General features: G+C 40.0%; 10 protein-coding genes. 6 read left to right on the top strand and 4 right to left on the bottom strand.

Annotated features, from left to right (window positions below; all coding sequences use genetic code 11):
• Positions 1-25: 25 nt before the first annotated feature.
• On the top strand, positions 26-598 hold the full coding sequence (efpL, locus tag HJP15_RS15680) for an elongation factor P-like protein EfpL (RefSeq protein WP_054206052.1): 573 nt from the start codon (positions 26-28) through the stop codon (positions 596-598).
• A gap of 695 nt (positions 599-1,293) precedes the next feature.
• Here efpL and HJP15_RS15675 read toward each other — a convergent pair.
• Together HJP15_RS15675 and HJP15_RS15670 are read right to left on the bottom strand one after the other, a co-directional pair.
• Complete coding sequence (locus HJP15_RS15675) at positions 1,294-3,531, bottom strand: EAL domain-containing protein (protein ID WP_054206050.1); 2,238 nt, start codon at positions 3,529-3,531, stop codon at positions 1,294-1,296.
• A 52-nt stretch (positions 3,532-3,583) separates the two neighbouring features.
• Positions 3,584-6,304, bottom strand: a complete 2,721-nt coding sequence (locus HJP15_RS15670) for an insulinase family protein (protein ID WP_170174102.1) — start codon at positions 6,302-6,304, stop codon at positions 3,584-3,586.
• A 181-nt stretch (positions 6,305-6,485) separates the two neighbouring features.
• Here HJP15_RS15670 and sixA point away from each other — a divergent pair, with 181 nt between their 5' ends.
• The 4 genes from sixA (at position 6,486) to HJP15_RS15650 (ending at position 8,727) form a co-directional block, all read left to right on the top strand.
• Complete coding sequence (gene sixA, locus HJP15_RS15665; RefSeq protein ID WP_054206048.1) at positions 6,486-6,962, top strand: phosphohistidine phosphatase SixA; 477 nt, start codon at positions 6,486-6,488, stop codon at positions 6,960-6,962.
• A 211-nt stretch (positions 6,963-7,173) separates the two neighbouring features.
• Entirely contained in the window at positions 7,174-7,524 is a 351-nt protein-coding gene (locus HJP15_RS15660; protein ID WP_054455223.1) for a RidA family protein, read from the top strand.
• Positions 7,505-7,978 carry an ASCH domain-containing protein gene (locus tag HJP15_RS15655; RefSeq protein WP_054206046.1) on the top strand — a complete coding sequence of 158 codons (474 nt, stop codon included), beginning with the start codon at positions 7,505-7,507 and terminating at the stop codon, positions 7,976-7,978. The genes HJP15_RS15660 and HJP15_RS15655 overlap by 20 nt, the downstream gene beginning before the upstream one ends.
• A gap of 11 nt (positions 7,979-7,989) precedes the next feature.
• Positions 7,990-8,727: a glucose 1-dehydrogenase gene (locus HJP15_RS15650; RefSeq protein ID WP_054206045.1), complete on the top strand. Its 738-nt coding sequence runs from the start codon at positions 7,990-7,992 to the stop codon at positions 8,725-8,727.
• Positions 8,728-8,731: 4 nt separating this feature from the next.
• On the opposite strand, the gene HJP15_RS15645 is transcribed toward HJP15_RS15650, so the two are convergent.
• Positions 8,732-9,655, bottom strand: a complete 924-nt coding sequence (locus HJP15_RS15645; protein WP_170174101.1) for an AEC family transporter — start codon at positions 9,653-9,655, stop codon at positions 8,732-8,734.
• Between the two features lie 26 nt (positions 9,656-9,681).
• A complete protein-coding gene (gene smrB / locus HJP15_RS15640) occupies positions 9,682-10,239 on the bottom strand; it encodes an endonuclease SmrB (RefSeq protein WP_170174100.1) in 558 nt (185 codons plus the stop codon).
• 128 nt (positions 10,240-10,367) lie between these two features.
• Between smrB and prmB the strand changes: the two genes are divergently transcribed.
• Entirely contained in the window at positions 10,368-11,303 is a 936-nt protein-coding gene (gene prmB / locus HJP15_RS15635) for a 50S ribosomal protein L3 N(5)-glutamine methyltransferase (RefSeq protein WP_054206042.1), read from the top strand.
• Positions 11,304-11,306 lie beyond the last annotated feature (3 nt).

Raw genomic sequence — 11,306 nt, 5'->3', positions numbered from 1 at the left:
ATTTATAAATTATAGGAATACACTAATGCCTAAGGCGAGTGAAGTTAAAAAAGGTACTGCTATAGAGTTTAATAGCCGCGTGCTAGTTGTTAAAGATATTGTTAGATCTGTACCGCAAGGCCGTGCTGGCGGTAGTTTGTATCGTATGCGTTTATACGATGTAGTCACGGGCAGTAAAGTTGATGAAACATTCAAAGATAGCGATATGCTTAAATTGGCAGATTTAATTCGCCGTGAGTCAATGTTCTCTTACATCGATGGTGAAGAGTATGTATTCATGGATAACGAAGATTATACGCCATACAACTTGAATAAAGAGGCTATCAGCGAAGAAATTTTATTCGTGAACGAAGAAACGCAAGGTGTTCACGTTATAGTCATTGATGGCGCACCTGTGGGCTTAGATTTACCATCAAGTGTTGAATTAGTGGTTGAAGAGACTGACCCATCAATTAAAGGTGCATCTGCGAGCGCACGTTCAAAGCCAGCACGTCTATCAACGGGTTTGATCATTCAAGTGCCAGAGCATATTTCTACGGGTGACCGCATTCGTATTAATACCGCAGAACAAAAATTTATGGGCCGTGCTGAAAAGTAAATCAGACATACCAACGTTATTAAAGTGAGAGAGTCAAACCTCACCACTTTAATGAAATAGGTATAGCGTAGTAATTTAAAACCAGCTTTGGCTGGTTTTTTTTCGCCATCATTTTTAGGGCATGTTGACCTTTCTTGATTGATTTTGCAGCAGTATGTTTGGTATTTAGGCAAGGCAGAGCCTATGTCGTGTGGTTGTTCCCCATAAATAGGCGATAACGCAGTATAAATGCCAAACATGCGCTGCCCAAAGGGTTCTACCTAGGGGCGATTAACTCTTTGTTGCCTACACGGATGTAGGTAAGGGGCGTGAGCAGGACGCGGAAGCTTTGCTCGATTTTTACTTAGCCCACTAGGTTACAAACCTCGCGCCGCGATTAAATCGCCCCTAAATTGAACAAATTTCAATCCACAAAGGTCAACACGCCCTAGCATAACACTTTAAATTTATTTGAGCTTTGGTTAAACTACCCGCTTGATTTTTGACCTGAATGGTGTTGTTGGTTTGCTTTATTTTTTAATCAGTATTGTGTTTGTTGTTATTATGTATTTAGAAGTGATTAAAAAAGGCATGCCAGTAAAGCGTTGGATAGTCCTTGCAGGGCTGTTAGGCCCTGTAGCGTGGTGTTTATTTAATTTACATTATCGACGTGCTCTTTTACGGTGTAACGGGAGGCAAGCGTGTATTTGGCTGCCTTAAGCTTGATGAACAAGGCTCAGTGCGGATTCACTTTGTTGCTTTTCTAAAAAAACAGTAAACTCAGCTTTAGAGAGCGGCTTAGAGTAATAGTAGCCTTGCATGGTTTCGCAGTTTAACTCTTTTAAAATAGTGATTTGGTCTGCTTGCTCAACGCCTTCAGCAACCACATGGAGATCAAGGTTATGAGCAATCGTTACAATTGAGTCAACCATGTTGCGGCCACGCTCTGTTTTCATGTCGTCTATAAATGCTTTGTCTACTTTTAATGTGTTTAACGGAAATTGTTTTAAATACGCCAGTGATGAATAACCAGTTCCAAAGTCATCCATAGCTAAATGAATTCCCCGTGCGCTAAGTGAGCGCATAATTGAAATGGCATCTTGCGGGTCATCCATTACCGTGCCTTCAGTAATTTCGAGCTCTAAAAAGTATGAGGGGAGCTCATTCTTTTGCAGTATAACGTCAATGCGGGTGGTTAAATCAGGTAAACTAAATTGCTTAGCTGAGAGGTTAACGGCAACACGACCGTTGAATAAACCAGCATCTAACCATTCTTTTACATCTCTGCATGACTTGTTTAATACTACTTCACCAATCTCAATTATTTGTCCTGTTTCTTCTGCTATTGGAATAAATACACCAGGACTAATTATCCCTTTTTTAGGGGTGATAAAGCGCACTAATGCTTCCATCCCAGTGAACTTTCCAGTACGAATGTTCATTTTTGGTTGATAATACACTTCAAAATGATCTTCTTTTAAACCAAAACGCATAAGGTTTTCAATTTGTAAGCGTTTAACTGCTTGACGATTCATCGTGTCATTAAAAAACAGGTAGCTATTGCCCTTCTTTTTTGCGTGATACATGGCTGTATCGGCATTTTTAAGCAGCAGTTCAGGGGTATTACCGTCTTCAGGAAATAATACAATACCAACACTTGAAGTGATCACGAGTTCATGACCAGCCATTTTAAATGGAGTGGCTATGGCTGCTAAAAATTGTTTTGCCATGCGGGTAATGGTGTGGATATCGTTTGTACCAGACATAACTAAAGCGAATTCATCGCCGCCTAAGCGATAAAAAACATCTTTTTCTCGTGTTAGTTTATTTAAGCGCATTGCTAATTTTGCTAATAAACTGTCGCCAAGTTGATGGCCTAATGAGTCATTAATTTTTTTAAAATCATCTAAATCAAACACAAGTAAAGCATGGTGCTCATTTTGTCTGGCTAACTTTTTTAAGTTAGTAAAAAATAAGTTTCGATTGGGCAGGCCGGTTGTTCGATCGCGGTTTGATAAGTTATGCAATTGTGATTCGGCTTTTTTACGTTCTGTAAGATCAGAGTAAACGATTACGTAATTACATATTTGATTTTGTTCGTTTTTTATTTCATCAATTGAAATTTCAATCGGTAATAATTTGCGCTCGCTATTGCGTAGTTTTACTTCTTGCTGCCAGTGATCTGTTTGTTTTACGGTATTTTTTATTTCATCTATATAGCTTTGTTCGTAGCCATGCAAAGTAAAAGGTTTGTTTAGGTAGTTATCGCGATTTCCCCCAAATTGACTTAAAAAGCTAGGGTTTAAATCAACTAAATTAAAATCTTTGTCATAAATTGCGAGCGCATCAGTAAGCGACTCAACACATTTTGCAAATAAGTTAAGACGTGCCTCTGTGGATTTCAGTTGGGTGATATCACGCACAGTACCAGTCATGCGCAATGGATTTAGGTTGCCATCTTTTTCGATGATCTTTCCTCTATCAAGCACCCAATGCCAACGGTCTAAGCTATCTTTTATACGGTAGCTGGCTTCAAAAAATGCACTTTGTTCAGCAAAGTGCTGCTTTAATAACAGAGCGACATTTGCAACATCATTTGGGTGAATAAGAGTTTTATTAGGAGGGAAATCACTGGTGGCGTTTTTATCCATCATGTATTTATCATTTATTCTCAACACTGAGCCAGATTTTATATTCCAATCCCACAAAGTGTCTCCACTGCCTTCTACAGTGCTTTTTAAACGATGTTCTGACAACCGGAGTTGCTTTCGGGAACGGCGCAGTCTATATATGGTAAATAGCAGGTACGGTAAAACCAGCGCAACAAAGGCGCTTGGTAAATAGACCATTAAGGTTTGTTGATCAAGAGATTGCTCAGCATAGCTTTGTGGGCTATAGCTGAGAATAAATATGATGAACAGTAATGTTTTAAGTATTATTTTTTTTATTATCATTATGCACTTCTTTATTTAGCACTTGATAATTTAAATGAAGCGCCATGAAGTGTCAAAGAGAATGAGAATAAACAGCCTCTTTTGTCTGTTTTTTCATTTTGGGTACACTTAATAGTTCATATCTTGGTCTATTATCATCAAATGTTGAACGAATATAGATGATCATTTGCGCTAAAGTCAGTTCTTTTAGGGCGTTAAGTAATTTTTTCTGCATATGGAAATGGTGATCTTGGTTTCCAATAGCAAGCCAAAGCCGTTGTGATCTAAGACGTAAGTTCTTATCTTTTTCCGCTATGTGAGTTGTTAGCCCGTGCTTTTGCTGCTGCCACTGCCGTTCATCTAATTGGCTCAATGTAGCTAAAAATTTAGCGATAAACTCATTGTGGCGCTCTAATAGTGTCAATGCTGAGTAATCGGGGGATTGTACATAAAATGCCATACCAGCGCGGGTATTAAATGGTGCGTAACCTGCGCCAACTAAGTAGCCTAATTGTTGGTTTGTCCGTAGCTCGTTAAAGTAATCTTGATTAATAAGGTGGTTTAGAGCCATCATTTTTACTTTTTCAGCGACCTCATCAGTTTGGGCTTGGTAATAAATGACCATGGCATGATCATTACAGTTAAGCTCTAACTGAGTGCGTGTAATTTTATCTATCTCAAATAATGGGCGTGTTAAATCAGCAATCGTGGCTGACTTTGCCAAATGCTGCGCTACTTTCTTTTGAAATTCTATCGCGTCACTTTCTCGCCAGTTGCCATGTAAAAATGACTCTACATGCAGAGCGTTAAAAAACTCCTTTCTAAAGCAATTAAACTGATGAAAGCTGGTGTCTTTAAGTGCAGTTGCTAACTGCTCTGGTTCTGGGTTCCACGGCATAACTTTAGCGCCAAGCACACTGAATAATTCCCCTACAGGTTTATTTTGATTACTGTTTCGCCAATGACGCACCAATTGTTTTTTATATTCAGCAAAGCGCTTTGCACAAATAGTGACATTAAATAATGCATTAAGTAATTCGTCGACTAATTCTAATTGACTTGATGATAATCCTGCGGTGTGCAGTGTTAATCCACCTTGATGGGACGTTAAGTGATAGCTAAGCCCTGCAAGCTCGGCAGGGTAAAATTGCTCAGCCACACTGTCCATAAATAAATCGGCAAAAAGACGCGTTAATGCCATGTGTTTTATATCTTTAACGGCAAAGTCAGAGTCCATAGCTAAATAGAAATGACCCTTCGCAACGCGAAATGTATTATCTTGCTTAAACCAAAAGTCAAATCCAGGTTCTTTTACTAATAGTCGAGGGTGCGGCTGTGGTTGATCTAGTTCGTGTAAAGTAACTTCTTTTGTTAAGTATGGGTTTGCAGTTGGCAGTAGCATTTCTGGTAATGGTGTATTTATTTCACATAGGGCTTCAAGCCAGCACGTTGAAATGCTCTCAACACGGTAAGGGGTGTGATACCACTTAGTTTTATGCTCTGGCTCTACATCTGGGTGGATCAATACCAAGCGCATATTATGCGGTGTTAGCCATTGCATCGCCATGTTGTGAGCACTTTCATTAAAGCCCACCATTAAATAATCACCCTGTACGTAATTGGGTTCATCATAATGTTGCATATTGATACTTAAATTACTGACCCAGTCGATTAAACGGGCTTTTTCTTGATTATCAAATGCAATTTGCAAGAGATTTTTTTTATCTTGATATAAACGAGGCAGCTTATCGACATTTTGATTGATTAAGCAAATATACTCAAATATCATTTCAACAATATCTTCATAGTATTCAATGCCTTCATCGGTTAGCGCCACGCTAATATTAAAGTCTTTAAAGTTACTGCCATTAATTCCGCCACCAGCAGAAAGTGCGTTTATCCAGCCTTGTTCTTTTAAGGTTGAATATAATGACCCTTGCCCTTCATACCCTAGTAAGTGAGCAATAAAACTCACTGTTTTATGGCGATAAAAATCATCAATATTAGGCATGGCAAAACTTACTATGAGTTTTTGCATATGTTTATGTGGTTCAATATGCAGCACTTTAGACAAATCTTGCGGGCGATAGAGTGGCGCTTCAATAACTGGCTTTTTAACTGCTTGGCCTTTTATAGCACCAAATAAAGACGTGACCCAATTTTGCATGGTCGCAATATTTGCGCTTGAACATACAACAAGGCTCATCCACTGGGCTTGATAATAGCGTTCAAAAAAACTTTTAAGTTCGTCGCTGATACATAATGTACGATCAGCTAAGGTTTGTTGATTACCAACTGAAAATTTGGAAAAAGGGTGAGCTGGATTAACGGTTTCTTTGTGGGCTTGATAAATGCGTCTGCCATCGTCTTTAATTTTTAGTTTGAATTCTGCATCAATTGCATTGCGCTCTTTTTCAGTTTCAGCAGGGCTTAGTAATGGCGCGATAAAAAAACGGCTAAATTGTTCAAGCGCGTGTTCGAACTCTTGATCGTTAATATCGAAAAAATAGCAAGTATGCTCAGTGCCTGTCCATGCATTGGTATTACCACCAGCTTGAGATACAAAATTACCAAAGCTTCCCGACTCTGGAAACTTATCTGTCCCTAAAAAAAGCATATGTTCTAAAAAGTGCGCCAGCCCTTGTCTATCAAGAGGATCATCAAAATGACCTGCGTTTACAGCCATCGAAGCGGCGGCTTTGGTTGAATCTTTATCTTGCACTAACAGTACTTTTAGACCATTGTCCAGTGTGAGGGAGTGGTATGTTCTGTTATCATTGCGGCTGATATTCAAATGATGCTCCTGAAACTTAGCGTTTACTTGTTAACAACAGATGATATCTTCAGGACAGCAATTATAGAGCTTGGTTATTTCTTCCTGAATATCATAAGCGATAGGTGGGACGTTGTTTTAATATAGCGGACAAACGGGCAAACTGGCTACTGTTTTATATTCTTTAATCGGTTGATTTTTTATGAAAACAATCCTAATAATGCGCCACGGCGAAGCAACACCGATGCAAGCTGACGATGCAAGTAGAAATTTGACTTTGATTGGTCAACAGCAAGCTGAAAAAATGGGTTTATGGTTGCACGCAACACATGAACCAACGGGCTTATTAGTGAGCCCTTATATACGTGCTCAGCAAACGGCGTTAGAGGTTAAAAAGCATAACCGCTTTTTATTTGAAGAAACCTGTGGTGATATTGTTCCTGAAGCAAATCCACAAGTGGCCGCCGATTATCTTGAAACACTCATTGCGATGCACCCTGAGTGTGATTCATGGCTAGTGGTTGCTCATATGCCAATTGTGAGTTATTTAGTCGATCAATTAAGTATTGGTAATATGCCAATTTTTAATACGGGGGCTGTTGCGGTGCTTAGTTATGATGAAAGTCGTCAAAAAAGCGAATATTTAAGCATTCATGCACCGAGTAACGTTGATGTTTAGCTTTTAAACCAACCCTTTGGGCGTTTCACAGACGCTTACTCTCTACGTTGTTACTTCTTAAAAGGGGCGACCATTATTGCAAAGTAGCGCCTTGATGTTAAGCCCCTGTGAAACGCTGAATTCTGCATCTTGAGCTGGTTTGGGGATACATACCTTGTTTTCAGTCCCAAATTTGCTAAATTAGTGCCAAATTAATTTAGCAGAGATCCCCATGACAATTGAACGTCTTCAAACTGGTGCGCGTATGAGCCGCATCGTAAAACACAACGGCACTGTCTATTTATGTGGCCAAGTGTGTGCTGATGCTGAAAAAAACATCACTGAACAAACGCAAACCATGCTTGATAAAGTAGAGTTACTTTTAAATGAAGCTGGTAGCTCAAAAGAGCATATGCTCAGCGCCACAATTTATGTAAAAAGTATGGAATACTTTGCCGATATGAATACGGTTTGGGATGCATGGGTACCACAAGGGCATGCACCTGCACGTGCATGTGTTGAAGCTAAAATGGCGCGTGATGCCCTGTTAGTTGAGATTTCAGTTGTTGCCGCACTTAAGTAATCAGCATGCTATTGAACGGCTAATTTGTGCTTTTAATAAAGCAACAGGCCGTTCATTGCAAACACTGCCAGCGTGGTATTTTTGCGATAATGAAATTGATGCTAATGACTGCGCTAATTTAGTGCTACAAAATATTAAAACAGCCACCACAACATCACTTTATTGGTTTGAGCATAATAACGAAGCGTTACCTACCGCTGGTGATTTAAATATTTTCACCGATTGGCAAGGCAACCCCCTTGGTATTATCGAAACCACACATGTCGCCATAATACCTTATAATGAAATCACTGCACAGTACGCCGCTTTAGAAGGTGAGGGTGATAAAAGCCTCGCTTATTGGCAAAAAGTCCATTGGGCTTACTACCAGCGTGAACTTGCAGGCACTGATTTTTCACGCAGTGAAACAATGCCGTTAGTGTGTGAGCAATTTAAACGGGTGTTCGTTGTATAAAAGGACTGATAATGAAAGCCAACCCCGTAGTGCTTATAACAGGTGCCAGCAGAGGCATAGGCGCGGCGACTGCACTTTATTTTGCACGCCATGGCTATGATGTATGCATTAATTACAAAGCCAATCAGCAAAGCGCCGAAAAAGTAGCAGAGCAAGTACGCCGCGTGGGAAGGCGCGCAGAATTAGTGCAGGCTGATGTATCAAAAGAAGCAGATGTTGTTGCTATGTTTCAATCACTGGATAAGCTGTTTGGTAAGCTCACAGTGCTTGTTAATAACGCGGGTATTTTAAAGCCACAAATGCGGTTACTTGATATGGATGCACAACGTATAAATGAGGTATTGACTACTAATGTAACTAGCGCCTTTTTATGTAGTCGTGAAGCTATTAAGCGCATGCCCAATGGCGGCAGCATTGTTAATGTTTCATCGGCTGCATCACGCACTGGCTCTCCAAACGAATACATTGATTATGCTGCATCAAAAGGGGCTATGGATACATTAACCGTTGGCTTAGCTAAAGAGGTTGCGGGACAAAAAATTAGAGTGAATTCAGTTAGACCTGGGCTTATTTACACCGATATGCACCGTGATGGCGGCGAAGTCAATCGCGTAGAACGTCTTAAGGATAAACTGCCGTTGGGTCGAGGTGGGCAACCAGAAGAAGTCGCTGCTGCAATTTATTTTTTAGCGTCTGATCAAGCGTCTTTTACAACAGGTAGTTTTATTGATGTCGCTGGCGGTTTATAAAAAGCTATAATAATACTGATAACCAAAAGCTAAAGCTAAATACACTTAATACCGTTGAAATAACGACGGTACTTGCCAGCGTAGCTTGATGCTGTTTTATTTGGCAAGCAATCAAATACGCATTTACACCCAAAGGTGATGCGCTTAATAATACCAGCACATTTAACAGTGCAGGCTGGAGTTGAAATATTGTTTTACCTATTAAAAATACTAAGCTGGGTAAAATGAATAGCTTTAGTATGGAGGCAATAATGGCGCCGCGCCAATTTTCAGCTACTTTGTAAAATGCTAAATTAGCCCCTAACACAAAAAGCGCACACGGGATTGCTGGCTGAGCTAAAAGCGTTAAACCTGTGTTTAAATTATCAAATAGTGATATGCCAGCTGCATTAAATGCTATGCCACTGCTGATACTTAAGACCACAGGATTGAGTAGCATGTTTTTAGCAAATTTTGACCAAGAAAAAGCGTGCTTACTCCCTTTGGCGCTTATTAAAAAAGTAAAGGTAAACAGCAGCGCACTATGAAAGGTAATGATCATAAAAATGATCCCCATCATTTGATCGCCCATGGCTGCAATAATAATGGGCAACCCGACTAAAACGGTATTTGAGTAGCTACTGCCCAAAGCAAACACGCTATGGCGTTCATAATGAGATTGTTTAGATAAATAAAAGCGATCAATTACCAACGCGAGTAAGAAGATAAGTATGACGGGGATATAAAAGCTCAAAAAGCCATACAAGCTCACACTATTTTGTAAATCAGCTTTGGCCATGTTTAAAAATAAAAATGCTGGAACACTAATATAAAAAGTAAATTTACTTAAGCCTTCAACATGCCCTTGCGACAAAAATGTGCTGCGGCTACAAATAAACCCACATAAAACAAGAAAGATCAGTGGAAAGATAATCGAAAAAATATGCACTGACCAGTGGCCTTAATATGGGTTAATTAACGTCTAAACTCATCGCTTTGCGGTAAATTTATTAATATAAGTACTGCGCCTTTACCGCCATACTCAAGAGGTGCTTGGTGCATTGCTATCACATCAGGGTGCTGTACTAAATATTGTGGTACTTTGTGCCTAAGGATATGCGCACCAATGCCATGCACAACGCATGCACAATAATAATGTTTCTTTTTACACTCATGGAGCAGCCCCGCGAGTTCATCTTTGGCTACTTCTTTATTTAATCCGTGCAAATCGAGTGTGAGATCAGGCACAAAGTCACCTCTGCGTAGCTGTTTAGCTAAAAAGCGATCTTGACCATCTTGAACATAATTAACTGTGCCATTGGTATCAATATCGGGCACATATTCATCAGAGAAGAAAAATTCTGACTGATGTTGCTTTTTTTGCTGGGCAAATTGCTTAGCTTGTGACACTTTAGGTTTATTGGTAAAGCGGTGAGTGTCTTGTTTAAAAACGCGCGCACCACTGATACTTTGACGAAACAAGTCAATGTCATCAGTGCTAATAGGGCTGTTTGAATGGGGATCTTTTTTCATAGCGGCAGTCTAAACAAAAAAACGCAAAAAATCGAGTTAAAAGGCGTTACAATAAGTAGGGCAATCATGAGGCCGATGATGGCCTCGGTTGGATTAATAATTTTGAAAGTAGCAGGCAGATAACACACATGAGCGAATTACTAATAGAAGAAGCAACCTTAGATGAAGCTGTGGCAGAACTTTCAACGTTACACGATTGGTTACGGTGGACCACAAGTCAGTTTGCCAGCAGTGGTATCTTTTTTGGACACGGTACAGATAACGCCTGGGATGAAGCAGTCAGTTTATTATTACCAGCATTAAGCTTACCAATAGATGCACCAAAAGAGTTGATGCATGCGCGCTTAACTAGCACCGAAAAAAATCGCTTAGCGGGTCTGATTGCAGAACGCATTAACGACTGTACACCAGTACCTTATCTTACAAATATTGCATGGTTTGCGAATATGCAGTTTTATGTAGATGAGCGTGTATTGATCCCTCGTTCTCCATTTGCAGAGCTTATTAATAACCGCTTTACGCCATGGCTTGAAGAGCCAGAATCAGTCAACCGCATTTTAGACTTATGTACAGGGTCGGGTTGTATCGCTATTGCTTTGGCACAAGCTTTTGAGCAAGCACAAGTAGACGCGGTTGATATCTCTTATGAAGCCCTTGAAGTGGCAGATATCAACATCACAGATTACCAATTAAGTGATCGCGTATTACCGATTCAATCAGATGTATTTAGTGGCGTTCCAGGACAAAAATATGACCTGATCGTTGCAAATCCGCCATACGTTGATGCAGAAGACATGGCTGATTTACCTCGCGAATTTCACCATGAACCAGAGCTAGGCTTGGCATCTGGTCACGATGGTTTAGATGTAACGCGTACTATATTGAGCGATGCAGCAGAGCATCTAACTGATAACGGTTTGTTATTTGTCGAAGTAGGTAACTCTATGGTACATATGGATGCACTTTACCCAGGTGCGCCGTTTGAATGGGTTGAATTTGAACAAGGCGGTCTTGGCGTATTTGTGATCAGTAAAAAACAATTAGTAGCGTATTTTGCTGACTGATCA

Source organism: Pseudoalteromonas sp. NEC-BIFX-2020_002 (assembly GCF_013002825.1).
Taxonomy (GTDB): domain Bacteria; phylum Pseudomonadota; class Gammaproteobacteria; order Enterobacterales; family Alteromonadaceae; genus Pseudoalteromonas; species Pseudoalteromonas neustonica.
This window is presented reverse-complemented; position numbering and strand designations above follow the sequence as displayed.

Coding starts and splice junctions, on each gene's coding strand:
- efpL (WP_054206052.1), top strand. CDS start 26: ATGCCTAAGGCGAGTGAAGTTAAAAAAGGTACTGCTATAGAGTTTAAT.
- HJP15_RS15675 (WP_054206050.1), bottom strand. CDS start 3,531: ATGATAATAAAAAAAATAATACTTAAAACATTACTGTTCATCATATTT.
- sixA (WP_054206048.1), top strand. CDS start 6,486: ATGAAAACAATCCTAATAATGCGCCACGGCGAAGCAACACCGATGCAA.
- HJP15_RS15660 (WP_054455223.1), top strand. CDS start 7,174: ATGACAATTGAACGTCTTCAAACTGGTGCGCGTATGAGCCGCATCGTA.
- HJP15_RS15650 (WP_054206045.1), top strand. CDS start 7,990: ATGAAAGCCAACCCCGTAGTGCTTATAACAGGTGCCAGCAGAGGCATA.
- smrB (WP_170174100.1), bottom strand. CDS start 10,239: ATGAAAAAAGATCCCCATTCAAACAGCCCTATTAGCACTGATGACATT.
- prmB (WP_054206042.1), top strand. CDS start 10,368: ATGAGCGAATTACTAATAGAAGAAGCAACCTTAGATGAAGCTGTGGCA.